At 66.6% G+C, this 24829-nt stretch carries 17 protein-coding genes and 3 rRNA genes; 10 read left to right on the forward strand and 10 right to left on the reverse strand.

The window, feature by feature from the left end:
- Positions 1-164 precede the first annotated feature (164 nt).
- Positions 165-923, reverse strand: a complete 759-nt coding sequence (locus OG293_RS18810; protein ID WP_405999935.1) for a TetR/AcrR family transcriptional regulator — start codon at positions 921-923, stop codon at positions 165-167.
- A 327-nt stretch (positions 924-1250) separates the two neighbouring features.
- Here OG293_RS18810 and OG293_RS18815 point away from each other — a divergent pair, with 327 nt between their 5' ends.
- Complete coding sequence (locus OG293_RS18815) at positions 1251-2696, forward strand: NAD(P)/FAD-dependent oxidoreductase (RefSeq protein WP_405999936.1); 1446 nt, start codon at positions 1251-1253, stop codon at positions 2694-2696.
- Between the two features lie 107 nt (positions 2697-2803).
- A complete protein-coding gene (locus tag OG293_RS18820; RefSeq protein ID WP_405999937.1) occupies positions 2804-4456 on the forward strand; it encodes a SpoIIE family protein phosphatase in 1653 nt (550 codons plus the stop codon).
- Positions 4457-4625: 169 nt separating this feature from the next.
- Here OG293_RS18820 and OG293_RS18825 read toward each other — a convergent pair whose 3' ends face one another.
- Positions 4626-5900 (reverse strand): MFS transporter, encoded by a 1275-nt coding sequence (locus tag OG293_RS18825; protein WP_406003639.1) that lies wholly within the window; start codon positions 5898-5900, stop codon positions 4626-4628.
- 144 nt (positions 5901-6044) lie between these two features.
- Here OG293_RS18825 and OG293_RS18830 point away from each other — a divergent pair, with 144 nt between their 5' ends.
- The 5 genes from OG293_RS18830 to OG293_RS18850 all read left to right on the forward strand — a co-directional run bounded on the left by OG293_RS18830 (position 6045) and on the right by OG293_RS18850 (position 13105).
- The gene (locus tag OG293_RS18830) at positions 6045-6632 is read left to right on the forward strand and encodes a MarR family winged helix-turn-helix transcriptional regulator (protein WP_405999938.1); all 588 of its coding nucleotides are present in this window, start codon (positions 6045-6047) and stop codon (positions 6630-6632) included.
- 656 nt (positions 6633-7288) lie between these two features.
- Positions 7289-8814, forward strand: a 16S ribosomal RNA gene (locus OG293_RS18835).
- Between the two features lie 303 nt (positions 8815-9117).
- A 23S ribosomal RNA gene (locus OG293_RS18840) occupies positions 9118-12242 on the forward strand.
- A gap of 86 nt (positions 12243-12328) precedes the next feature.
- Positions 12329-12445, forward strand: a 5S ribosomal RNA gene (rrf, locus tag OG293_RS18845).
- Together the 16S, 23S and 5S rRNA genes form the textbook arrangement of a ribosomal RNA operon.
- 111 nt (positions 12446-12556) lie before the next feature.
- Positions 12557-13105 carry a GNAT family N-acetyltransferase gene (locus tag OG293_RS18850; protein WP_405999939.1) on the forward strand — a complete coding sequence of 183 codons (549 nt, stop codon included), beginning with the start codon at positions 12557-12559 and terminating at the stop codon, positions 13103-13105.
- A gap of 13 nt (positions 13106-13118) precedes the next feature.
- Here the strand turns inward: OG293_RS18850 and OG293_RS18855 are convergent, their stop codons facing one another.
- The 7 genes from OG293_RS18855 to OG293_RS18885 all read right to left on the reverse strand — a co-directional run bounded on the left by OG293_RS18855 (position 13119) and on the right by OG293_RS18885 (position 21161).
- Positions 13119-14882: a type VI secretion protein gene (locus OG293_RS18855; RefSeq protein ID WP_405999940.1), complete on the reverse strand. Its 1764-nt coding sequence runs from the start codon at positions 14880-14882 to the stop codon at positions 13119-13121.
- 1 nt (position 14883) lies between these two features.
- Positions 14884-16296 (reverse strand): ATP-binding protein, encoded by a 1413-nt coding sequence (locus OG293_RS18860; RefSeq protein WP_405999941.1) that lies wholly within the window; start codon positions 16294-16296, stop codon positions 14884-14886.
- A gap of 18 nt (positions 16297-16314) precedes the next feature.
- Positions 16315-17874 (reverse strand): SCO6880 family protein, encoded by a 1560-nt coding sequence (locus tag OG293_RS18865; RefSeq protein WP_405999942.1) that lies wholly within the window; start codon positions 17872-17874, stop codon positions 16315-16317.
- Entirely contained in the window at positions 17871-19202 is a 1332-nt protein-coding gene (locus tag OG293_RS18870; RefSeq protein ID WP_405999943.1) for a hypothetical protein, read from the reverse strand. Before OG293_RS18870 ends, OG293_RS18865 begins: the two co-directional genes overlap by 4 nt.
- Entirely contained in the window at positions 19192-20046 is an 855-nt protein-coding gene (locus tag OG293_RS18875; RefSeq protein ID WP_405999944.1) for a hypothetical protein, read from the reverse strand. The genes OG293_RS18870 and OG293_RS18875 overlap by 11 nt, the downstream gene beginning before the upstream one ends.
- Positions 20047-20201: 155 nt before the next feature.
- A complete protein-coding gene (locus OG293_RS18880; protein ID WP_142217964.1) occupies positions 20202-20510 on the reverse strand; it encodes a hypothetical protein in 309 nt (102 codons plus the stop codon).
- A gap of 363 nt (positions 20511-20873) precedes the next feature.
- Positions 20874-21161, reverse strand: coding sequence for a DUF397 domain-containing protein (locus OG293_RS18885; protein ID WP_405999945.1), 288 nt, complete (start codon positions 21159-21161; stop codon positions 20874-20876).
- A gap of 107 nt (positions 21162-21268) precedes the next feature.
- Here OG293_RS18885 and OG293_RS18890 point away from each other — a divergent pair, with 107 nt between their 5' ends.
- On the forward strand, positions 21269-22075 hold the full coding sequence (locus tag OG293_RS18890) for an SAM-dependent methyltransferase (RefSeq protein ID WP_405999946.1): 807 nt from the start codon (positions 21269-21271) through the stop codon (positions 22073-22075).
- Positions 22076-22243: 168 nt separating this feature from the next.
- Here the strand turns inward: OG293_RS18890 and OG293_RS18895 are convergent, their stop codons facing one another.
- The gene (locus OG293_RS18895; RefSeq protein ID WP_405999947.1) at positions 22244-22369 is read right to left on the reverse strand and encodes a hypothetical protein; all 126 of its coding nucleotides are present in this window, start codon (positions 22367-22369) and stop codon (positions 22244-22246) included.
- A gap of 216 nt (positions 22370-22585) precedes the next feature.
- Between OG293_RS18895 and OG293_RS18900 the strand changes: the two genes are divergently transcribed.
- Positions 22586-23596 (forward strand): NlpC/P60 family protein, encoded by a 1011-nt coding sequence (locus OG293_RS18900; RefSeq protein WP_405999948.1) that lies wholly within the window; start codon positions 22586-22588, stop codon positions 23594-23596.
- A 250-nt stretch (positions 23597-23846) separates the two neighbouring features.
- Positions 23847-24617 (forward strand): phosphatase PAP2 family protein, encoded by a 771-nt coding sequence (locus OG293_RS18905; protein ID WP_405999949.1) that lies wholly within the window; start codon positions 23847-23849, stop codon positions 24615-24617.
- The last annotated feature ends 212 nt before the right edge of the window (positions 24618-24829 follow it).

Raw genomic sequence — 24829 nt, forward strand, 5'->3', positions numbered from 1 at the left:
CCGGGCCCAGAGTGCCACAGAGTGGCAGCACACCAAACCCCTGTGCCCGGCAACCATCCGGGGTGACTCCCCGAACTGAGCCCCCCTTCTTCACTCGTTCGAGGAGACTGAACGATCCTTACCCAGAGGTCAGTTGACGTCGCAGATCACGGCACGACCGCAGATCAGGCAGCCCGCGGCCGCAGCCCTTCCAGCAGGATGTCGAGGAGACGCGCCGAAGCCGCCGCCTGCTGCGCCGCGTCCGGTAGCGAAGGCGCCGCCGTGGCTATCACCAGCAGCACATCCGCCACGGTCACATCGTCGCGCAGCTCACCCGCCGCCCTGGCCCGGTCGACCAACTGCCCGACGACCTCCAGCAGTTCCGCCGCACCCGTATCCAGCAGTTCCTCCGCAGGCGCCGAACGCGGCCCGACCACCCGAAGCTCGGGCTGGTCGCCGACCCGCTGTTGCGGCACCCGCACCTCATCCTGACCGACGGCCGACGGCTCGTCCGGCTCCACGCCCACCCGCAGCACCTGCGGAGGCAGCAGCCGTCCCGCACCCGAAGCCACCGATGTGCGCAGGAACCGGGAGAGCGCCGACCACGGCTCCTCCTCCTGCCCAAGTGCCGCACGCGCCTGCTCGGTCAGCCGGGAGGTCTCCTCCTCGGCTATCCGCCGCACCAGCACATCCTTGCTCGGGAAGCGGCGGTACACCGTCCCGACGCCGACCCTGGCCCGGCGCGCCACGTCCTCCATCGGCGCTCCGTAGCCCAGCTCGCCGAACACCTCGCGCGCCGCCCGAAGGACATGCTCGAGGTTGCGCTGCGCGTCCACGCGCAGCGGCGCCGAGCGGCCGGCTCCGCCGGATCCCGCCCGTCCGTTGCCGTCCGCCTCCGAAGCCGGTACGACAGCAGCCTGCCAATGAGAATCCTGAATGGTCATACACGTTCCCCCGGTCATGATGTCTCCCCCCGGAGACGTTCCAGCCCCCGTCCGTCGGGCGTGCCTAGTCCGGGCACCCCGACGAGGTACGAACATAGTTGAGCCGGGGTCAATTCAGAAGGGGGTAGTTCCGCACGGAGCGCCCCCCGATCGGAGCAAGGACCGGAACGTTCCCTATTACGCCCCATCGCGCCACCCCTCATATACCTTCTGACCTGCACATCTTTACTCTCAGTCGCCACCACGCCCGCGCACGGTGGCGCAAAGCCTGCGGTCACACAATTTGCCGGGGCTGTGGACAAACGACCGACGCCGTTGCGTCATGGGGTGGTGAAGGCCTCTAACTTCCGGGGGACGCCCCCCGGCCCCCCGTCGGGGACGCGCGTTCTCGTCGTCGGCGGTGGCTACGTCGGGATGTACACGGCTCTGCGTCTCCAGCGGAAGCTGAAGCAGGAGCTCACGAGCGGCGAGGCGGAGATCATCGTGGTCACGCCCGATCCGTACATGACCTATCAGCCGTTCCTCCCGGAAGCAGCGGCCGGTTCCATCTCTCCCCGCCATGTCGTGGTCCCGCTGCGGCGAGTTCTGGACAGGTGCACGATCCTCATCGGCGAGGCCAAGACCATCGACCACGCCAAGCGCACGGCGACCGTCACCACCCTCGCCACCGCCGAGGAGGGCACCGGCGCGGTGGAGATCACATACGACGAACTCGTCCTCGCGCCCGGATCGGTCTCGCGCACCCTTCCGATCCCCGGTCTCGCCGAGTACGCCATCGGCTTCAAGACCGTCGAGGAAGCCATCGGCCTGCGCAATCACGTCATCGAGCAGATGGACATCGCCTCCTCCACCCGCGATCCCGCGATCCGCGACGCGGCCCTCACCTTCGTCTTCGTCGGCGGGGGCTACGCCGGCGTCGAGGCCCTCGCCGAACTGGAGGACATGGCCCGCTACACCACGCGCTACTACCACAACATCAAGGCCGACGACCTGAAGTGGATCCTCGTCGAGGCCAGCAACCGCATCCTTCCCGAGGTCGGCGAGGAGATGGGCAAGTACGCCGTCCGTGAGCTGCGCGCCCGCAATATCGACGTACGCCTCGAAACACGCCTGGACTCCTGCGAGGACCGCGTCGCCGTCCTCAGCGACGGCACGCGTTTCCCGACCCGGACCGTCGTGTGGACCGCGGGCGTCAAGCCCGCGCCCATCCTCTCCGCCACGGATCTGCCCCTCACCGAACGCGGCCGCCTCAGGTGCACCGCCCAACTGACCGTCGCCGGCGTCGACCACGCGTGGGCGGCAGGCGACGCCGCGGGCGTCCCGGACGTCACCTCCGACGAGAAGGGCAAGGAGACCGCCCCCAACGCCCAGCACGCCGTGCGCCAGACCAAGGTGCTCGCCGAGAACATCGTGGCGTCCCTGCGGGGTGAGCCCCTCAAGGAGTACGCACACAAGTACGTCGGCTCCGTCGCCTCCCTCGGCCTCCACAAGGGTGTCGCCCATGGCTACGGCCGTAAGCTCAAGGGATACCCGGCCTGGCTGATGCACCGCGTCTACCACCTCAGCCGCGTCCCGACCTTCAACCGCAAGGCCCGTGTGCTCGCCGAGTGGACCCTCTCCGGGCTCTTCAAGCGCGAGATCGTCTCCCTCGGCTCGCTGGAGCACCCGCGCGCCGAGTTCGAACTGGCCGCGGGCAGACGCCCCGGACACGGGCCCGACGCACACAGGAACGGGTCGCACAACCGGCCAGGCGACGGCTCCGGGGGGAAGTAGACAGCGAGGACTGTCAGTCCGGTCCGTCACACTGGACGTGTGACCATAGGTGGGCTCACACCTGCACAGAGTGACCCTTGGCGACAAGCATTGAGGCTAGAAAGTCAGTGAACTTCACGCGTTGGAGCGCAAGGCTCCCCGGTACGCAGCGTCGCGCCGCGGCGCGGAGGACCGGCCTCGGGATCTCCCCGGCCCAGCGAGGCGAAGGCTCCGTGCCCGCGGCTCGCGGCGAGTTCGGCCGGTGTCCGGAGTCGCTGCCCGACGTCCCCGCCCTCGACGACTTCTCCGTCCGCGAGATCCTCGGCGACCTCCCCGCCCTGGTGGCCCTGGTCCACGGCCCGGAGCACCGCGTCGCGTATGTCAACGACGCCTACGCCGCGGCCTTCGGCCCACGCCCGGCCGGGAGCGCGGCGGCCGACGTCTGCCCCGAGCTGACCGAGCTGGGTCTGCTGCCGCTGATGGACCAGGTCCTGCGCAGCGGCAAGTCCCGTACGGTCAAGTCCCGCAAGGTGCGTGGCGGCGGCTCGTACACCGTCACCTGCCTGCCCGCCGAGAGCCCCAAGGAAGGCGGGGGCGTCCTCGTCTTCGCCGCCGACGTCACCGACCACGCCGAGGCCGCGGAGCGGCTGCGCGCCAGCGAGCGCCGGCACCGCGAGACCGCCGTCACCCTGCAGAGATCCCTGCTCCCGCAGGAGTTGGAGCAGCCCGACGATCTGCGCATCGCCGCGACATACCAACCGGGCGGCACGGACGCGGCGGTCGGCGGCGACTGGTACGACGTCATCACGCTCGGCGCGGGCCGCACCGCGCTCGTCATCGGTGATGTCATGGGCCGGGGTGTGCGCGCGGCGGCCGTGATGGGCCAGCTGCGCACCGCGGTGCGGGCCTACGCCCGGCTCGACCTGCCGCCGCACGAAGTGCTCCAGCTGCTCGACGGACTCGCCGCCGAGATCGACGCCAGCCAGATCGCCACCTGTGTCTACGCCGTCCACGACCCCAACGAGGGCCGGCTCGTCTACGCCTCGGCGGGCCACCTCCCCATCATGGTCCGCGACGCCGACGGCACGGTCCGCCGCGCCGAGGAGCCGACAGGTCCCCCTCTCGGCACCGGCGGCTGGCTCCACTCCTCGGGAGTCATCGCCCTCCCGCCCGGCTCCAGCGCCGTCCTCTACACGGACGGACTGATCGAGCGCCGTGGCGAGGACATCGACGAGGGCGTGGCCGCGCTGGAGCGCGCGCTCTCCGGTGCGACGGGCACCCCGCAGGTCGTCTGCGACCGGCTGATCCGCTCCCTGGGCGTCACCGCGGAGCACGACGACGACGTGGCCGTCCTGGTCGTCCAGCACCCCACGCGCACGGGCCCGTCGGCCGAGCTCTTCCACAACGCGGGGCTCGAACTGCTTGGCGGCATCGAGGCGGCCCCCCGCGCCCGCGCCTTTGCCTCCGGCGTGCTGGCCTCCTGGCGCTTCTCGCCCGAGCTGCACGACCTCGGCGTGCTGGCGGCCAGTGAACTGGTCGCCAACTCCCTCCAGCACGGCACACCGCCGATGCGCCTCGGACTCCGCCGCACCGACCGGCGCCTGATCATCGAGGTGACGGACGGCGACGACCATCTGCCGCGCCGCCGCCGCGCGGAAACGGAGGACGAGGCGGGCCGCGGGATTTCCATCGTCGCGACGATCGCCTCGTCCTGGGGGAGCCGCCGCACTCCGGGCGGCGGAAAGGCGGTGTGGTGCGAGTTCGCCCTGCCCGCCGCCTAGAGAGGGACTAGGGTCTTTCGTTTGGATCTTGCCGGGCTCGCGTGCCCTGGTGCCGCGCCTCGCTGTGTTGTCGTCGGTCGGCATGGCTCCGCCATGCCTCCCTCCTCCGCCTTGCGATCCACGGCACCAGACCCCGCTCACCAATCCGGCCTGATCCAAACGAAAGACCCTAGGCGGCCGTCTCCAGGTGCTCGGCCGGCTTGTGCTGCGCCACCACCCGGGACTTCGAGACGAGTGAGGGATTGTCCTGTACGGGGGTCAGCCGTCGGCCCAGCCGCAGCGCCAGCACGCTGATGCCCACCGAGAACACCACGAACGTCACGATGTACGGCGCGTGCAGTGAGGCCCCCATGGGCCCGCCCACGGCCGGACCGAGCGCCAGTGCGAGCTGCTTGACCAGGGCGAAGGCCGAGTTGTACTGCCCGACCATCGACTCCGGCGCAAGATCGGCGACCAGCGGCGCGACGGTCGGCGACAGCATCGCCTCGCCGAGCCCGAACATCGCGTACGTGGCGATGAAGGCGGCCGTGGCCATCGCCTGGCTGCCGTGCCCCAGGCCCGCGTAACCGGCCATGATCCACGCGGCGGCCCAGATCAGCCCGACAGCGGCGATCACCCGGCTGCGCCTGCGGCGCTCGACGAACTTCAGCACCACGAACTGCGCGAACACGATCACCGCGGTGTTGGCCGCCAGCGCCGTGCCCAAGGAGGCCGGCTCGATCCCGGCGGCCTCGGTGCCGTACGCCGCGAGACCCGACTCGAACTGTCCGTAGCAGGCGAAGAAGAGGACGAACCCGAGCACGCACAGCTGGACCATGGCCCGGTGGCCGAGCAGCGCGCGCATTCCGCCCCTGGCCTTGGCCTCGGCGTCGGTGGGCCGCGTCTCCTGGAGCGTGAACGAGCGCGGCAGCCGCACACTGAGCACGATCCCGGCGAGCACCAGGAACATCGCGGCCTCGATGCCGAACAGCAGGGTGAAGCTGTTCGGCCGGCTCTCGTCGACGATGTGTCCGCCGATCAGACCGCCGATGCCGAGCCCGAGGTTCTGCAGGAAGAACTGTGTGGCGAAGGCGCGCGTGCGGGTGGTGGCTTCCGAGCACCACACGATCATCGTGGCCAGGGCCGGCTGCATCACGGCCGTGCCGGCACCGAGCAGGGCCGCGGACAGCACGGCGGCCGGCACGCTCGCCGCCAGCCCCATCGACGCCGCCCCCAGGGAGGCGAGCACGGCGGCCCCGGTCAGCACGGGCAGCGGCCCGCGCCGGTCGATGATCCGCCCGGTGAACGGCAGGGCGACGAGCGCGGCCATCGCAAAGACCGCGAGGACGGCCCCCGCCGTCGACGCGCCCAGATCCCGTACCTGTGCCACATAGACATACAGATAGGGAACGGTGAAGCCGAGTCCGAACGCGCTCAGCGCGTTCCCCGCCTGAATCCGGCGCATCGCAGCGCCCATCGCCCTGGTCACACTCACCTGCCTCATGTTCTGAAGGACTGAAGTCTGAAGACTTCAACGCTAAAGTTAGAACCTCAACAATACACAGTGAAGGACTTCAACGCCAACGCACACCGTGCGATACTTCAGTGCATGCCGACCGAGACCCCCGAGGGCCCTGCCTCACCCGGCCCCGGAGCGCCCGCGGGCCTTCACGAGCCGAGCCTCGACGAACAGATCGCGGTCTATCAGCGCGAGTTCGGAGACCTCGACCCCCAGGTGGAAAAGGTCGTCTCGGCCCTCGGCCGGCTAAACCGCCGGATGAATGTGGCGTACGGCCGCCAGGTCGCCGACCTCGGCATCAGCAACGCCGAGTGGGAGGTCCTCAAGAGCCTGGTGCTCTCGGGCTCCCCGTATCGGATGGGCCCTGGTGAGCTTGCCAAGCGGCTGGGACTCACCCCGGCCGCGATGACCCACCGCATCGACCGCATGGCGGGCGAGGGCCTGGTCACGCGGGACCGCGACGAGACCAACCGGGTGCGGGTCATCGTGGAGCTGACCGACGAGGGCCGTACGAAGTGGCAGGAGGCCATGCGCATGGCCACGGACTTCGAGGAGGACCTGCTCCAGGACCTCTCGCCGGAGGAACGGAGCTCGCTCGGCGAGCTCCTGATCCGCGTTCTGCGCCGCGTGGAGCACGCTCAGCCGGACGCCGGCGGCAGGCTCACCGACCTGGACTAGAACGGTGGCCGGACCCGGGCGACTGGAGTTGACACACTCTTCACCAGTCCGTAAGGTTCTTCGAGTTGTCGCGGGGCCGATCGGTTCCTCGACAGCCACTCCCGCCGCGAATGCGGCAACCCAACTCAGCACGATCTCCCAGCCGGGAAGAATTTCGGCATGCCGAAATTCATTTCGAAGACTCGATTATGAGTCGCCCGGGAAATCCGCTAGAGTTTGGGACGTCGGAACGGCTCAACGGCCGGAAAGGCAACCCGAGTTCGACCGGGAATCAGGCCCGAAAGGATCTGGTAGAGTCGGAATCACCGGAAAGCCGAAAGGCCGGAGGGTGAAAGCCCGCCGACAGGGAATCGGACGCGAAAGAGTCTGATAGAGTCGGAAACGCAAGACCGAAGGGAAGCGCCCGGAGGAAAGCCCGAGAGGGTGAGTACGAAGGAAGCGTCCGTTCCTTGAGAACTCAACAGCGTGCCAAAAGTCAACGCCAGATATGTTGATACCCCGTCTCTGCTTCGGCAGGGCGTGGTTCCTTTGAAAGTCCTATCTTGGCCCTTTGTGGGCGGGTAGGCAATTGACACAGCGAGGACGCTGTGAACAGTCGGTCTTATTCCGACCGGCTGTTCCGCTCTTGTGGTGTTCATCCCGATTACGGGAAAACATTCATGGAGAGTTTGATCCTGGCTCAGGACGAACGCTGGCGGCGTGCTTAACACATGCAAGTCGAACGATGAAGCCCTTCGGGGTGGATTAGTGGCGAACGGGTGAGTAACACGTGGGCAATCTGCCCTTCACTCTGGGACAAGCCCTGGAAACGGGGTCTAATACCGGATACCACTCTTCCTCGCATGGGGAGGGGTTGAAAGCTCCGGCGGTGAAGGATGAGCCCGCGGCCTATCAGCTTGTTGGTGGGGTGATGGCCTACCAAGGCGACGACGGGTAGCCGGCCTGAGAGGGCGACCGGCCACACTGGGACTGAGACACGGCCCAGACTCCTACGGGAGGCAGCAGTGGGGAATATTGCACAATGGGCGAAAGCCTGATGCAGCGACGCCGCGTGAGGGATGACGGCCTTCGGGTTGTAAACCTCTTTCAGCAGGGAAGAAGCGAAAGTGACGGTACCTGCAGAAGAAGCGCCGGCTAACTACGTGCCAGCAGCCGCGGTAATACGTAGGGCGCAAGCGTTGTCCGGAATTATTGGGCGTAAAGAGCTCGTAGGCGGCTTGTCACGTCGGATGTGAAAGCCCGGGGCTTAACCCCGGGTCTGCATTCGATACGGGCTAGCTAGAGTGTGGTAGGGGAGATCGGAATTCCTGGTGTAGCGGTGAAATGCGCAGATATCAGGAGGAACACCGGTGGCGAAGGCGGATCTCTGGGCCATTACTGACGCTGAGGAGCGAAAGCGTGGGGAGCGAACAGGATTAGATACCCTGGTAGTCCACGCCGTAAACGTTGGGAACTAGGTGTTGGCGACATTCCACGTCGTCGGTGCCGCAGCTAACGCATTAAGTTCCCCGCCTGGGGAGTACGGCCGCAAGGCTAAAACTCAAAGGAATTGACGGGGGCCCGCACAAGCAGCGGAGCATGTGGCTTAATTCGACGCAACGCGAAGAACCTTACCAAGGCTTGACATATACCGGAAAGCATCAGAGATGGTGCCCCCCTTGTGGTCGGTATACAGGTGGTGCATGGCTGTCGTCAGCTCGTGTCGTGAGATGTTGGGTTAAGTCCCGCAACGAGCGCAACCCTTGTTCTGTGTTGCCAGCATGCCCTTCGGGGTGATGGGGACTCACAGGAGACTGCCGGGGTCAACTCGGAGGAAGGTGGGGACGACGTCAAGTCATCATGCCCCTTATGTCTTGGGCTGCACACGTGCTACAATGGCCGGTACAAAGAGCTGCGATGCCGTGAGGCGGAGCGAATCTCAAAAAGCCGGTCTCAGTTCGGATTGGGGTCTGCAACTCGACCCCATGAAGTCGGAGTTGCTAGTAATCGCAGATCAGCATTGCTGCGGTGAATACGTTCCCGGGCCTTGTACACACCGCCCGTCACGTCACGAAAGTCGGTAACACCCGAAGCCGGTGGCCCAACCCCTTGTGGGAGGGAGCTGTCGAAGGTGGGACTGGCGATTGGGACGAAGTCGTAACAAGGTAGCCGTACCGGAAGGTGCGGCTGGATCACCTCCTTTCTAAGGAGCATCTAGGCCCTGTCAAAGGGGTCCAGAGCCATAACGCAGGCGAATGTTCTGCGGTGGTTAGCTCATGGGTGGAACGTTGACTATTCGGCACGGTTGGTTGGGATCACTAGTACTGCTTCGGCGTGGAACGTGTGTCTTCGACTGGTCGTGCCGGGCGCGCTGTTGGGTGTCTGAGGGTACGGACTGGAAAGTCTGCGCCTTCGGGATGCCGGTCCCAGTGAACTCGCCTGATGGGGTGGGGTGATGGGTGACTGGTCGTTGTTTGAGAACTGCACAGTGGACGCGAGCATCTGTGGCCAAGTTTTTAAGGGCGCACGGTGGATGCCTTGGCACCAGGAACCGATGAAGGACGTGGGAGGCCACGATAGTCCCCGGGGAGCCGTCAACCAGGCTTTGATCCGGGGGTTTCCGAATGGGGAAACCCGGCAGTCGTCATGGGCTGTCACCCGCTGCTGAACACATAGGCAGTGTGGAGGGAACGAGGGGAAGTGAAACATCTCAGTACCCTCAGGAAGAGAAAACAACCGTGATTCCGGGAGTAGTGGCGAGCGAAACCGGATGAGGCCAAACCGTATGCGTGTGATACCCGGCAGGGGTTGCGCATGCGGGGTTGTGGGATCTCTTTTTCACGGTCTGCCGGCTGTGAGACGAGTCAGAAACCGTTGATGTAGGCGAAGGACATGCGAAAGGTCCGGCGTAGAGGGTAAGACCCCCGTAGCTGAAACATCAACGGCTCGTTTAAGAGACACCCAAGTAGCACGGGGCCCGAGAAATCCCGTGTGAATCTGGCGGGACCACCCGTTAAGCCTAAATATTCCCTGGTGACCGATAGCGGATAGTACCGTGAGGGAATGGTGAAAAGTACCGCGGGAGCGGAGTGAAATAGTACCTGAAACCGTGTGCCTACAAGCCGTGGGAGCGTCGGACATCAAGCTTGCTTGGTGTCTCGTGACTGCGTGCCTTTTGAAGAATGAGCCTGCGAGTTTGCGGTGTGTTGCGAGGTTAACCCGTGTGGGGAAGCCGTAGCGAAAGCGAGTCCGAATAGGGCGATTCAGTAGCGCGCTCAAGACCCGAAGCGGAGTGATCTAGCCATGGGCAGGTTGAAGCGGAGGTAAGACTTCGTGGAGGACCGAACCCACCAGGGTTGAAAACCTGGGGGATGACCTGTGGTTAGGGGTGAAAGGCCAATCAAACTCCGTGATAGCTGGTTCTCCCCGAAATGCATTTAGGTGCAGCGTCGTGTGTTTCTTGCCGGAGGTAGAGCACTGGATAGGCGATGGGCCCTACCGGGTTACTGACCTTAGCCAAACTCCGAATGCCGGTAAGTGAGAGCGCGGCAGTGAGACTGTGGGGGATAAGCTCCATGGTCGAGAGGGAAACAGCCCAGAGCATCGACTAAGGCCCCTAAGCGTACGCTAAGTGGGAAAGGATGTGGAGTCGCAGAGACAACCAGGAGGTTGGCTTAGAAGCAGCCACCCTTGAAAGAGTGCGTAATAGCTCACTGGTCAAGTGATTCCGCGCCGACAATGTAGCGGGGCTCAAGCGTACCGCCGAAGTCGTGTCATTCACGCATATATCCCCAACGGGAGTGTGGATGGGTAGGGGAGCGTCGTGTGCCGGGTGAAGCCGCGCCGGAAGGCAGTGGTGGACGGTTCACGAGTGAGAATGCAGGCATGAGTAGCGATACACACGTGAGAAACGTGTGCGCCGATTGACTAAGGGTTCCTGGGTCAAGCTGATCTGCCCAGGGTAAGTCGGGACCTAAGGCGAGGCCGACAGGCGTAGTCGATGGACAACCGGTTGATATTCCGGTACCCGCTTTGAAACGCCCAGTATCGAGCCCATTAATGCTAAGGCCGTGAAGCCGCCCTGATCTCTTCGGAGTTGAGGGGAGTGGTGGAGCCGCCGGCCCAAGGTGGTAGTAGGTAAGCGATGGGGTGACGCAGGAAGGTAGTCCAGCCCGGGCGGTGGTTGTCCCGGGGTAAGGGTGTAGGCCGTGTGATAGGCAAATCCGTCACACATGAGGCTGAGACCTGATGCCGAGCCGATTGTGGTGAAGTGGATGATCCTATGCTGTCGAGAAAAGCCTCTAGCGAGTTTCATGGCGGCCCGTACCCTAAACCGACTCAGGTGGTCAGGTAGAGAATACCGAGGCGTTCGGGTGAACTATGGTTAAGGAACTCGGCAAAATGCCCCCGTAACTTCGGGAGAAGGGGGGCCATCACTGGTGAGAGCACTTGCTGCTTGAGCTGGGGGTGGCCGCAGAGACCAGCGAGAAGCGACTGTTTACTAAAAACACAGGTCCGTGCGAAGCCGTAAGGCGATGTATACGGACTGACGCCTGCCCGGTGCTGGAACGTTAAGGGGACCGGTTAGTCACATTTCGGTGTGGCGAAGCTGAGAACTTAAGCGCCAGTAAACGGCGGTGGTAACTATAACCATCCTAAGGTAGCGAAATTCCTTGTCGGGTAAGTTCCGACCTGCACGAATGGCGTAACGACTTCTCGACTGTCTCAACCATAGGCCCGGTGAAATTGCACTACGAGTAAAGATGCTCGTTTCGCGCAGCAGGACGGAAAGACCCCGGGACCTTTACTACAGTTTGATATTGGTGTTCGGTTCGGCTTGTGTAGGATAGGTGGGAGACTGTGAAGCGGCCACGCCAGTGGTTGTGGAGTCGTCGTTGAAATACCACTCTGGTCGTGCTGGATGTCTAACCTGGGTCCGTGATCCGGATCAGGGACAGTGTCTGATGGGTAGTTTAACTGGGGCGGTTGCCTCCCAAAGGGTAACGGAGGCGCCCAAAGGTTCCCTCAGCCTGGTTGGCAATCAGGTGTTGAGTGTAAGTGCACAAGGGAGCTTGACTGTGAGACCGACGGGTCGAGCAGGGACGAAAGTCGGGACTAGTGATCCGGCGGTGGCTTGTGGAAGCGCCGTCGCTCAACGGATAAAAGGTACCCCGGGGATAACAGGCTGATCTTCCCCAAGAGTCCATATCGACGGGATGGTTTGGCACCTCGATGTCGGCTCGTCGCATCCTGGGGCTGGAGTCGGTCCCAAGGGTTGGGCTGTTCGCCCATTAAAGCGGTACGCGAGCTGGGTTTAGAACGTCGTGAGACAGTTCGGTCCCTATCCGCTGTGCGCGTAGGAGTCTTGAGAAGGGCTGTCCCTAGTACGAGAGGACCGGGACGGACGAACCTCTGGTGTGCCAGTTGTCCTGCCAAGGGCATGGCTGGTTGGCTACGTTCGGAAAGGATAACCGCTGAAAGCATCTAAGCGGGAAGCCTGCTTCGAGATGAGGACTCCCACCCCCTTTGAGGGGTTAAGGCTCCCAGTAGACGACTGGGTTGATAGGCCAGATGTGGAAGCCCCGCAAGGGGTGGAGCTGACTGGTACTAATAGGCCGAGGGCTTGTCCTCAGTTGCTCGCGTCCACTGTGTTGGTTCTGAAACAACGAACTGTCGAGTCCCCATGGCCGGGACTCCGGTGAACAGTTTCATAGTGTTTCGGTGGTCATTGCGTTAGGGAAACGCCCGGTTACATTCCGAACCCGGAAGCTAAGCCTTTCAGCGCCGATGGTACTGCAGGGGGGACCCTGTGGGAGAGTAGGACGCCGCCGAACAATCATTGTGGGAAAGCCCCGCACCTTCTGGTGCGGGGCTTTTCTGCGTTCAGGACCGGCCGGCACGAAACCACGTTGCCGCCCGCGGCGACGGCCGGTCAGTATCAGGACATGGACTATGTGATTCGCCCGGTACAGGCCGAGGAGTGGGCCAAGGCCCGCGAGATCCGGCTTGCCGCCCTGCAGGATCCTGTCGCGCCCCTCGCGTTCCTCGAAACGTATGAACAGGCCGTCGAGCGGCCCGACGCGTTCTGGGAGGAGCGCACGGCCGTCGCGTCGGAAGGCATCGGGGTACGGCAGTTCATCGCCGAGGCGCCCGACGGAACGTGGGCGGGCACGGTCACCGTGCTGGTCGAGCGGCCGGCGGGCGAGGTGAGGTTCGGAGAGGCTGCGAAGCTCGACCAGACCCATCTGGTCGGGGTGTTCGTACGTGCCGAGGCCAGGGGCGCGGGCGTGGCGGAGGCCCTGTTCCAGTCGGCCATCGCCTGGTCCTGGGAGCTGGCCGGGCCGCCGGTGAAGCGAGTGCGGCTCTATGTGCACGAGCGCAATGAGCGAGCGATGACGTTCTATCGGCGCGTGGGATTCATTGCGAGCGGGGACTCCGTTCCCGTGCCGGGCGATTCCGCGGCACGGGAGCTGGAGATGGAGGTTCTGCGCTAGCCGGTCGGCCCGGTCACTGCGGGAGCGGCTCCGCCCAGCGGGCGCGGGCCTGCTCGGCGGAACGGAGCAGGACCAGGGTGGGCAGCCCCTGGTCCTGGCCCTTGGCCAGTAGCTCCGGAAGCCGGGGAAGGGGAGCCACGGCCGCGACGTCGTCGAGGACGAGCGTCATTGGTGGGTCGAGCCGACCGTCGGATGACCGTGCGGCCATGCGGCGGCCGTGCTCGACCACGTCTGAGGCCAGTGCGGTGAGCAGGGGCATCGCGCCGGGGTGGGATCGGGGGTCCTCGATGGCTTCCCCCACCAGGTAGAGACTGCCCCCTTCGTTCATAAATGATTCCAAGGTGAGCGAATCGCTTCGGTTCGGGGTGCAAGCCTCGCGAATATGGATCGAAGAGAGGGCGGAAAGCGCCCGTACGACCAACTGCTGGGCGATCTCGCGGCGTTCGGGGTGGGCGGTGAGCGCGGACTCCAGGAGTCCGGCGAGACCGGCGGTGGCCTTGGGGTGCGTACGGAGGATGCGTACGGCGTCGTGGGCGCTGCCGCCCTGTGCCCAGCGATGGAGCTGTTTGAACGGGCGTCCGTCGACGGCCGCGGCATGGAGCCAGCAGCGAAGGAGTGTTTCGGCGGTGTCCGCCATGGCGGCGTCGAGGAGGGCACGGGGCCGTACGGGGGCGAGGAGCGCGGTGGCGCGTTCCTGGGCCGTGGCGGCGTCCTCGCAGTGCGCCGTGGGGGACCAGTGGAGGCGGGCCGGTGTGTCGCACAGGTGCCCGGGGTCATAGACGAGGACGGGGCCGAGCTTGGCCCTGGCGTCCTTGGTCTCGGCCCACACGGTGGGGTCGGAGGTGATGACGAGAGCGGGCCCGGCGGCGTCGAGGACTGCCTGAACGGCGGCGGGGCGCCGGGTGGCCGGGTCTCCGTACAGGAGCCGGGGGACGGGGGCGGCCCTGGGGGCGGGCACCGGGTTGCCGCAAGGGGCGTCCAGGTCCGCGCCCGGCCCTTGCCGTGTGGGCTGGTTGGGAGCGGTGGGGCCGGGGTGCGGGCTCGCGGCTGAGCCGCCCGCGGCGATGGGGTGCGGGCGGGCTTCTCCCGTACCGGGGAGGCCAGGGCCCTGCGCCTGAGGGGTGTCGGCATGCTCATGGACGGTGTTGGCAGATTCCGTACCGGTCCCGGCGTAGCCCGTGTCTGTGCCGCGGTCGCGGTCGAGGCCATGGCTCCGGCCACCGTCCCCGGCGTCCGAGGCTTCCGAGGACGGGAAGTCCCAGCCGGCCGCCCCCGTCCCCTGGCCCGAACGATCCGAACGATCCGAACGATCCGAACGATCCGAACGATCCGAATGAACCGAATGAACCGATTGGTCTGAGGGACGGGCACCCTTCGCGGTGCTGGTGTCCTTCGGTCGTCGCGCCGAGGTGCCACGGCCCGCGCGGACCGCTCGCCAGCGGGCCAGCGTGCCCATGGTGAAGATCGCCAGAACCACCAGGACCATCAGCTCGCCGATGGCCAGGCCCCAGAACAGGCCGTAGCCCGACAGTTCCGCCGGCGGGGTCTCCGGCCATGCGGAAGACAGGTCGTGCGGCTTGGACGCCAGCGCGCGCATCGCCAGGGGGGTGTTGGCGAAGGTCACGCCCGTCGGCCACGCGCCGTGCGACAGGACGCCCGACAGACCCGTCGCCGTCCACACCAGCAGCGTCAGGCCGAGCAGGAACCCGAGCAGGCCCACCAGCAGGCCGTCCGGGATACCCCGTTCCTCCTCGGCCGGTCGGCGACGATCGCGCATGTCAGGCCACCGTCGACTCGGAGGACGCGTCCAGCTTCTGACGTTCAATCAGGGCCGCGCGCTGCTCCGCCTCCCACTCCGCGGCTGCTACATCCTCCGGCAGTGCCGGACCGGACGACTCCGTCATCGCGCGGTCCGTGAAGACCAGTGGCCTCTCCGCCTCCGTCACCAGGTGCTTGACCACCTGGACGTTGCCGTTGACGTCCCAGACCGCGATGCCGGGTGTCAGCGTGGGGATGATCTCGACCGCCCAGCGGGGCAGGCCGAGCACGCGTCCCGTCGCTCTCGCCTCGTCCGCCTTCTGCGCGTAGATCGTCCGTGTCGAGGCCATCTTCAGAATCGCCGCAGCCTCCCGCGCCGCCGCGCCGTCCACCACGTCCGACAGATGGTGGACCACCGCCACGAAGGACAGGCCCAGTCGGCGGCCGAACTTCAGCAGCCGCTGGAAGAGCTGCGCCACGAAGGGCGAGTTGATGATGTGCCAGGCCTCCTCCACCAGGAAGATGCGCTTCTTGCGGTCCGGGCGGATCCAGGTGTGCTCCAGCCAGACACCCACGATCGCCATCAGGATCGGCATCGCGATGGAGTTCCGGTCGATGTGGGACAGGTCGAAGACGATCAGCGGAGCGTCCAGGTCGATGCCGACCGTGGTCGGGCCGTCGAACATGCCCCGCAGGTCACCGTCGACCAGCCGGTCCAGTACGAGCGCGACATCCAGGCCCCAGGCCCGTACGTCGTCTATGTCGACGTTCATCGCCTCCGCGGAATCCGCCTCCGGGTGGCGCAGCTGGTCCACGATGTCGGTCAGTACGGGCTGGCGGTCGACGATCGTCTCGTTGACGTATGCGTGGGCCACCTTCAGCGCGAAGCCGGACCGCTCGTCGAGGCCGTGGCCCATCGCGACCTCGATGATCGTACGGAGCAGGGCCAGCTGGCCCGTCGTGGTGATCGCGGGGTCCAGCGGGTTGAGGCGGATGCCGGCGTCCATCGCCGTCATCGGGTCGAGGCGGATGGGAGTTATTCCCAGCTCCTGGGCGATGAGGTTCCATTCGCCCACTCCGTCCTCGCCCTGCGCGTCGAGCACGACGACCTGGCGGTCGCGGAAGCGCAACTGCCGCAGGACGTAGGTCTTCTCAAGCGCGGACTTGCCGTTCCCGGACTCGCCGAGGACGAGCCAGTGGGGGGCCGGCAGCTGCTGGCCGTACAGCTGGAACGGGTCGTAGATATAGCCCTTTCCGCTGTACACCTCACGGCCGATGATCACGCCCGAGTCGCCGAGGCCGGGGGCGGCGGTGGGCAGATAGACCGCTTGTGCCTGGCCTGTGGACGTACGGACGGGCAGGCGGGTCGTCTCCACCTTTCCGAAGAGGAAGGAGGTGAAGGCATCCGTGAAGACGGACAGCGGATCTCGCATGGCGGACTGCCCTCTCGTTCAGCGTCGGATGCCGGTCGCGAACGGCAAGGTGTTCACAAAGGCACGGTGGTGTTCGCGGTCGCACCACTCCAGCTTGAGATACGACTTGCCGGCCGATGCCCTGATCGTCCGCTTGTCGCGAGCCAGCGCCTCCGGCGACCGCGAAGACACTGTGATGTACCCGACAAGGTTGACTCCTGCCGCACCGCTGGCGAGATCTTCACCCCTCTGGTCCAGCCGTCCGTGCGCGGCGATGTCGCGCGGGTCGACCGTCCGGTTCATCTTGGCGGCGCGGCTGGCGTCCGCCTCGTCGTTGGTCTTCTCGGTGAGCATCCGCTCGATGGCGACCTCGGTGGGCTCCAGATCCATCGTGACGGAGACCGTACGGATGACGTCGGGAGTGTGGACGAGCAGCGGCGCCAGGAAGTTGACGCCCACCGGGGTCATCGGCCACTCCTTCACCCAGGCGGTGGAGTGGCACCAGGGTGCGCGGGTGGAGGACTCACGGGTCTTGGCCTGGAGGTAGGTGGGCTCCATGGCGTCCAGTTCGGCCGGCCAAGCGTTTCGTTTCGTCATGGCCTGGATGTGGTCGATGGGGTGGTCCGGGTCGTACATCGAGTGGACCAGGGAGGCGAGCCGGCCCTGTCCGAGCGGCTGGCGGACCCGGATGTCGGCCTCGGCGAGACGGGCGCAGATGTCGGTGAGCTCGCGGGCCATGACGACGGCGAGACCGGCGTCCTTGTCGAGCTTGCGCGACGAGGAGCCACCCGCGAGGCGGGCGGCGCGGGCCATGACGTGGGACTCGGCGGCCAGCTCGCGGGAGTAGTGCATACAGGCCACGAGGTAGGCGCGGTGCTGCTCGCTGGAGGTGGAGACCATGGACTGGAGCTGGTTGTACGACTCGCGCAGCCAGCCGGGGGACTTCTGGTCCCCGCGCTGGGCGACGTCCTTGGCGTGGGCGTCCGGGTCGGCGGGGAGCGTACGGGCGAGCATCTGAATGCGGGTCACAAAGCCGTCGCCGTTGGCCACATGCTTGAGCAGGGTGCCGAAGCGGTCGACGAGGGCTTCCTGGTCCTCGCTGTCGCGCAGGCCGACGCCCGGTCCCTCGATCTCGATGGCGGCGGTGACCGTACGGCGGTCGGCGTGCAGGAGCACGGCGATCTCGTCGGGGCCGAAGGGCGCGGCAAGCCAGTTGATCCGGCCGATGCCCGGGGGTGGGCCGATCTCGATCTCACGGCCGTCGAGCCGGGTGCCGGCCTCGGCGGCGGAGGAGCGGTACACGGTGCCGCGGCGCAGGGAGCGCTTGTAACTGCGATTGATCTCGAACCACTTGTAGAAGGTCCGGTGCTTGTACGGGATGTACACGGCGGCGAGAGCGACGAGCGGAAAGCCCATCAGCAGCACGATCCGCAGGGACAGGACGGGAACGAGCAGCCCGCTCATCATGCCGAGGAACGCGCCGGCGATGATCAGGGCGATCTCGCCGGTCTCGCGGTTCTTGCCGACGATCGCATTCGGCCGGGCCCGGCCGATCAGATACGTACGGCGGGGCGTGATGGGTTGGGACTGGGTCGTCAACGCCCTCCACCTCCTGTGCTCTTGCGGTTGCTGTGCGGGGTGCCACTGGTGGGGCTGTTGCCGCTACGGGGCGGCGGCGCGGCGGAGGGGACGGATCCGCCGCCTCCCGTGCCCCCGCCGTTACGGCTGCCGTGCGCGGCGACGCCGCCGCTGATGGGGTTGGCGGGGCGTGGGGTGCTGCCGCTGGTGTCGCCGCCGGACTGGTTGCCGCGGCTGCTGTGGGTCTTGATGCCCTGGGAGACAAGGGCGGCGGGGGAGCTGATGACGGCGGCGGCGGCGTTCTCGGCGCCGTTCTGGAAACGGTTGTTGCGGGAGGCGACGATCTCGTCGCCGAAGCCGGGTACGAAGCGGTAGATCATCGCGGAGGCGAAGATGGCGAGCAGGATGATCGCGAGGCCGGAGACGACGGCGGAGAAGGAGTTGGGCCCGTCGTCGGCGGACAGGGCGCCGGCGAGCCCGAGCACGATGACGATGACGGGTTTGACCAGGATGATCGCGATCATGATTCCCGCCCAGCGGCGGACGTGGCCCCACATGTCCTTGTCCACGAGCCCGGCGTAGACGACGACGCCGAGGAGGGCGCCGACGTAGAGCAGGACGGCGCGGATGAAGAGCTCGAGGTAGAGCACACCGGCGGCCAGGACGGTGACGAGGGAGACGACGATCAGCATGATCGGCCCGCCGCCGATGCTGTCGCCCTTCTGGAGGGCCTGCTTGAACGCTCCGAAGAAGACGTCGGTCTGTTTGCCGGTGCCGGCGGCGATGACCTCGGTGACGGCGTCGGTGGCCGAGACGACGGTGTAGAGGATCAGCGGGGTGAAGGCGGAGGCGAGGACGGTGAGCCAGAGGAAGCCGACGGCCTCGGAGATGGCGGTGGTGAGGGGGACACCGCGGATGGCGCGCTTGGCGACGGCGAGGAGCCAGAGGATGAGGGTGAGGATGGTGGCGGCGGCGAAGACGATGGTGTAGCGGGCGAGGAAGGCGGAGTTGGTGAAGTCGACGTCGGCGGTTGTCTTCACGGCGTCGGAGAGGTGATCGATGATGTTGACGGCGGCGTCGGCGCAGCCGCGGGCGAGTGAGGAGAGGGGGTCGAGGGCGTCGGCGGGGTCGGGGGCGGTGCGGTGGGATCCGCCGGCTTTGTCGCCGTTCTCGCAGTAGTCCTTGGCGAGTCCGACGATGAGGTCGCAGGGATTGTTGCTTTTGCTCGGGGTCGGCTTGGGGGTGGGAGCCGGTGCAGCCGAGGCGTGTGCAGTCAGCAGGACGACTGACGTCGGAAGACTCGCCAGAAGCGTGAGAGCGAGGGCGCGAGGGCGCCGACTAGCGCGCATAGGTGAAGCCTCCGTATCCCTGGACAGCCGCAGCGATCTCGTCCGCGGAAGAGGCACGGTTGTCGCCGCTTACCGGGGTCGGGCCCTCCCTTTGGCTCGAGGAACCAATCTTCCAGTCGTGGCCGACCCACTTGAGGTTCTCGGTCATCGTGAACCACGTCTCGGTCACCGGCTTGGTGGAGTCGGGGCCCGCGAGGCCCACGAGCCCGGTGCACCAGACCTCGACTGTTGCTGTGTCGCCCTTCAACGCTGTCACCTTGGTGCCGACAGGCACCGTGCGTGAGATGAAGGTGAGGCCAGTCGGCGCGGTTCCATCGGGCTTCAGTCCGACGTTCGCCAGAAAGCTTGGGGAGTAGGCAGGGTCCAGGTTGCCCAGAAGGCTGTCGACGATGGCAGGGTCGTGAACGGTCTGGACGATGTCACGCCTCGTCCCCTTTTTGAACATACCGTCAGAACCCAGCGCCACAGCGTAATTCGCCGCCGCGCTCTGCGCCCCCTGCTCGTCCTTCGCGTACCCCGACGGGATCCCCCCGGCCTTCCCCTTCACCGGCTTCACGCCCGTCGCCGCCGTCGGCTGGGTCCCCGGGCCGCCCTTCGCCGGGTCCGCCGACGTGCCGTCGCCGCCGCCCTGGTTCGCGAACGCGATAGCCGCGATCAGCAGCACCACGACACCCACCACCATGATCAGCGAGCGTGAGCTCCGGACCGGCCTGCGTGCGCCGCCGTAGCCGTCATTGTCGCCGCCGCCGGGGAGTCTCGTGCGGGTCTGGCCCATGCCGCCGAAGCCCTCGTCGGTGCGGTCGGCCGGCTCGCTGCCGTAGCCGTGATCGTCGCCGAGGCTCATCTCGCGTACGCCCCCTCAACCAGTTGCAGTTTCGCGTAGTACGACGGTAGTCGTGCTGCTTCCCGTTCCCGTGTGGGCGTGGTGTGGTGACTCGACATCAGGGAGACGCAACCTCAAGGGGTGGGCCGGGCTCGCCGGGAAGGGCTGGCGGGTGGCTAGACAGCCATCCCGTACACGATGGTGAACAAGGTCCCCAGTGAGCCGATGATGAAGACGCCGGTCAGACCGGCGACGATCAGGCCCTTGCCCTGCTCCGCGCTGAAGGTGTCACGCAGAGCCGTCGCTCCGATGCGCTGTTTGGCCGCGCCCCAGATCGCGATGCCGAGGCAGAGGAGGATGGCCACGGCCATCACGACCTCGATCATCACTCTGGCCTCGTTCCCCAGGCTCCCGAAAGGCCCCCAGTTCGGGGCGATTCCGCCGATGATGGTGGTGATGTCGCCCTTTTCGGCTGCCAGGATCATGTAACTCACCGCCCCTGTTGGGTTGTTCAGTGCCCGTGCCCCTCGGCACGGGCCGTCGCTCTATCTTCGCTGATGAAACCGCGCGCGTAAGCCGACTTGCCGGGTCTCTTTGGCCGATCTCCGTACGGATGACCGATCCCACCGTCCTGATCTGCGTCGGCGGGGACCGGTCCGATGCGACGAGCACACATGGTAACTCTGTGTATCACGGAGAGTGACTCCGGGCAATGACTGTCGTTGTTCCACCTTTGGGGTGGTGCGTACGCTTCGAGACACCCGGTCGGCGGTACATGGCCTTCGGCCCGCCTCGTCGCGACGCGGGTCCGGGGTGGCTGCCCTGCGCCTCGCGGGCCCGGGACGTGGTCACGTCGGAGGGCCCTGTTCGCCCGGCTCGGTGAAGTGGTCGAATTCGCCCGCCCGGACGCCCAGGACGAACGCCTCCCACTTTCTGCGCGTCGTCGTGACCACGTTCCCAGGGTCGTCGGTCTCGCGCAGATGGACCAGACCGCCGGGCCCGAAGGCGACTTCGATCCACGGGCCGGGCCCCAGCGCGTTCTCGGGGGCGGCGCGGGTCCATTCGAGGCCGGACGGGAGGTCGGCGACAACGGCGGACGGGAGGTCGGCGAGGACGTCGGCGGGGAGGTCGGCCATGGGACGAGCGTACGAGCGGTGCATGGGCCCGGCCAAACCCGCGGGGGATCGCCTTGGTTTCCGGCCCAACTGCGTTTGGTTCAAGCGGAGTTGGATACCGTGGGCGTGTGACCGACAATGCGCCCCTGGCCTCCAGGATCGACACCACGCGCCCCCACACCGCCCGGATCTGGAACTACTGGACCGGCGGCAAGGACAACTACCGGGTCGACCGCGACGCCGGCGACCAGATCCGCAAGCTTCATCCCGGCATCGGTGACTATGCCCTCGCCGACCGGCTCTTCCTCGGGCGTTCCGTGCACCATCTGGCCGCCGAGCTGGGGATCCGGCAGTTCCTGGACATCGGGACCGGTTTGCCCAGCGCCGACAACACCCACGAGGTGGCCCAGCGCGCCACCCCCGAGGCGCGGATCGTGTACGTGGACAACGACCCGCTCGTCCTCGCGCACGCCCGCGCCCTGCTCACCAGTACGCCCGAGGGCCGGACCGACTACCTCGACGCCGATCTGCGCGACGCCGACGCGATTGTGGAGCGCGCCTCCGACACGCTCGACTTCTCCCGGCCCGTAGCGCTGATGCTGCTCGGCGTGGTGATCTTCATCGAGGACGACGAGGAGTCGTACGGCATCGTGCGCCGCCTCATGGACGCTCTGCCCTCCGGCAGTCATCTCGTGCTGTCCCACACCATCACCAGTGCGGCGATGCCCGATGTGGACGCGGCCGTGGCGTTCTGGAACGAGCACGGCACCCCCAGGCTCACCCAGCGCACCCCCGAGCAGGTCCGCCGCTACTTCGACGGACTGGAACTGCTCGATCCGGGTGTGGTCTCGTGCAACCACTGGCGGCCGGAGAACGCCGGTGGCGAGCTGCCCGCCGAGGTCGCGATGTTCGGCGGCGTCGGCCGCAAACCGTAGGGCGGGACTGCTGGGGCGGGACCCGTAGGGCGGGCAACCGCGGGCGCTGTCCGCCGGGAGTGATCCCGGGGCGCAGTCCACAAGGGCGCCGGTGGTGCATGCACAGCGGCGCCGAACTCTTCGAACGAGTCGATGAGTTCGGAGCCGCAGGGCCGGGCGGATTTCCGTTCAGCCGGTACTGGTCACCATGTAACCGAGCATGGCCACCGCCGCGGCGATGAGCCCGATGACGGCTACCGCGGCTACCGTTCCGCCGGCCGCGTCCCCGTTTCGGCGTGACTCTCTGTTCTTCACTCGCACTCCCGTGTCGCTTGCCCCGTCGTGGTCGTATGCGGGGATTGACCGCAGCCTTTCCATCTGTGTGACACAGAGTAGTGGCAGCGGGTTCAGGCCACCGTGGCGGGGGCAGGGTGAGTATCGGCCGCGCCCCGTTCGTCCACCCCCTCAGGTGCACTTACCCCGCCTACACTGGCGCAGGGCGGACTGCCGTGGGGTGAAAGGTGGTTGACGGTGCGTAAGGCATGGCTGGTCGCGGGCGCGTCGATCGGGCTCTGTCTGAGTTTCGTCGCGCTGCTCGTCGTCGGGACCTACTCCGCCGCCGCCGGCCTCATGGGCGGTGCGAAGGGCGGAGCGGTCGGCCTGGCCAAGGGTGCCGTGCCCGCGCTCTATCAGCCGCTCGTGGAGCAGTGGGGCAATCTCTGCCCGGCCATCAACCCCGCCCTCCTCGCCGCGCAGTTGTACCAGGAAAGCGGCTGGAACCCGAAGGCGCAGAGCGCTGCGGCGGCCCAGGGCATCGCCCAGTTCATCCCCGGCACCTGGTCCGCGCACGGCGTCGACGGGGACAAGGACGGTGACCGCGATGTCTGGGATCCGGCGGACGCGATTCCGTCTGCCGCGTCGTACGACTGCGAACTGGCCGGATATGTGAAGAAGGCGCCCGGCGACGCGACCGACAACATGCTCGCCGCGTACAACGCGGGTACCTATGCCGTCATCAAGCACGGCGGTGTCCCGCCGTACCGTGAGACACAGAACTATGTGAAGGTCATCCGCACTCTGGAGAAGAGTTTCGCCCGGCCCGTCGGGCGGGTCGCGCCGTCGCGCCAGGCCGCCGGAGCGATCTACTTCGCGCAGCAGAAGCTCGGCACGAAGTATCTCTGGGGCGGCAACGGCACCCCTGAGCAGGGCGGACGCTTCGACTGCTCGGGGCTGACGCAGGCCGCGTACCACACGGTGGACATCGAGCTGCCGCGTGTCGCGAACGATCAGTACAACGCCGGACCGCATCCCTCGCGCGACGAGCTGCTCCCCGGGGATCTCGTCTTCTTCTCCGACGACCTCACCGACTCGCGGGCGATCCGGCACGTCGGTCTCTACGTCGGCGGCGGATACATGATCAATGCGCCGTACACCGGGGCGGTGATCCGCTTCGACAAGATCGACACTCCGGACTACTTCGGTGCGACCCGAGTGACCAAGGATGGTGCAAAAGCGTTGCCCACCGTTCCTCCGGAAGCCTGACGAAGTGTTGGCCCTGGCCGGAACTCTCCGCTACGCCACGGTCCTGAGCTGCGACGACGTGTCACTCTTCGATAACGTCATGGTGATCGTTCGGTGGAGAGTGGAACGTAGACAGGGAACAGGCCGTTTCCTTGGACGAGTACAGCCGCACTGACCATGCAGCACTCACCGCACCGACCACGGGGGTTGGTGGAGGCGGCGCACCCGGATGGTGTGTCGTGCCAGGCAACAAGGCAAGGGGCCGCAGCAGATGGCTGGACTCGTGTGGGGTTTCCCCCTGGCGGAGTCGACGGTGTCCCCCCTGACGCAGTCGAGAGGCGGGTCGGATCCCGATCTCGGCCTGCTCTACGACATCAACGGCCTCGCCAAGGACGCCCCGTCGTGGCTCGACCGCACCATGGAGTTCGTCGGCGAGTACGGCATCATGCTCGCGCTCGTCCTGCTGGTGCTCTGGTGCTGGTGGAGCGTGCGCCGGCGCGGCACCGCGGAGGACTCGGTCGGGGCGGTCGCGGGACTGGTCTGGGCGCCGCTGGCCGCGGGTATCGCGCTGCTGATCAACATCCCCATCCGCGGGTTCGTCGAACGGCCGAGGCCGTTCCTCGACCATCAGGGCATCGAGGTCCTGGTGTCGGGGAAGACGGACTACTCGTTTGTCAGCGATCACGCGACGATGGCGATGGCCGTCGGCGCCGGGCTCTTCGTCGCGCACCGCAGGTTCGGGCTCGCGGGCATCGGCCTCGCTCTGGCCGAGGGCTTCTGCCGGGTCTACATGGGAGTGCACTATCCGACCGATGTGGTCGGCGGCTTCGCCCTCGGCACGGCGGTGGTGCTGCTTCTCGCACCCCTCGCGCTGGCGCTGCTGACGCCGCTGGTGTCGGCGGTCGCCGCCTCGGGACGGGCGGGCAGGCTCGTCCGGTCGCGGCGGGCGAGCCCCTTCGCGGCGGACCGGCACGAGACGCTGGGTATCCCCGAGCCGCGGACCGAGGGCTCGGGGACGGGCGAGAACGACCTGGCGGCCTGAACCTCACGGCCTGAACCTTCACGCCCGAACCTCACGGCCTGAACCTCATGGCTTGAAGCCGGCGACCTGAAGCCGGCGGTCTGGGCTGCTCGGTCTGGGCTGCTCGGTCTGAGCCTCACGGCGTGAGCTTCGCGTCCTGAGCCTCACGGTTTCGACCAGGTTTGTCCGAACGGGTCGCCCGATCCTCGCGGCCCGACCTGCGGCGCCGGGCA

Origin of the sequence: Streptomyces sp. NBC_00829 (assembly GCF_045161795.1) — a bacterium.
In the GTDB taxonomy this organism is placed as follows: Bacteria; Actinomycetota; Actinomycetes; order Streptomycetales; family Streptomycetaceae; genus Streptomyces.

Excerpts from the sequence above, each read along its gene's own strand:
- OG293_RS18825 (WP_406003639.1), bottom strand. The coding sequence starts at position 5,900 with ATGCGCCGGATTCAGGCGGGGAACGCGCTGAGCGCGTTCGGACTCGGC.
- OG293_RS18905 (WP_405999949.1), top strand. The coding sequence starts at position 23,847 with ATGGCTGGACTCGTGTGGGGTTTCCCCCTGGCGGAGTCGACGGTGTCC.
- OG293_RS18810 (WP_405999935.1), bottom strand. The coding sequence starts at position 923 with ATGACCATTCAGGATTCTCATTGGCAGGCTGCTGTCGTACCGGCTTCG.
- OG293_RS18855 (WP_405999940.1), bottom strand. The coding sequence starts at position 14,882 with ATGCGCGATCGTCGCCGACCGGCCGAGGAGGAACGGGGTATCCCGGAC.
- OG293_RS18885 (WP_405999945.1), bottom strand. The coding sequence starts at position 21,161 with ATGGCCGACCTCCCCGCCGACGTCCTCGCCGACCTCCCGTCCGCCGTT.
- OG293_RS18850 (WP_405999939.1), top strand. The coding sequence starts at position 12,557 with ATGGACTATGTGATTCGCCCGGTACAGGCCGAGGAGTGGGCCAAGGCC.
- OG293_RS18880 (WP_142217964.1), bottom strand. The coding sequence starts at position 20,510 with ATGATCCTGGCAGCCGAAAAGGGCGACATCACCACCATCATCGGCGGA.
- OG293_RS18875 (WP_405999944.1), bottom strand. The coding sequence starts at position 20,046 with ATGAGCCTCGGCGACGATCACGGCTACGGCAGCGAGCCGGCCGACCGC.
- OG293_RS18830 (WP_405999938.1), top strand. The coding sequence starts at position 6,045 with ATGCCGACCGAGACCCCCGAGGGCCCTGCCTCACCCGGCCCCGGAGCG.
- OG293_RS18860 (WP_405999941.1), bottom strand. The coding sequence starts at position 16,296 with ATGCGAGATCCGCTGTCCGTCTTCACGGATGCCTTCACCTCCTTCCTC.
- OG293_RS18870 (WP_405999943.1), bottom strand. The coding sequence starts at position 19,202 with ATGCGCGCTAGTCGGCGCCCTCGCGCCCTCGCTCTCACGCTTCTGGCG.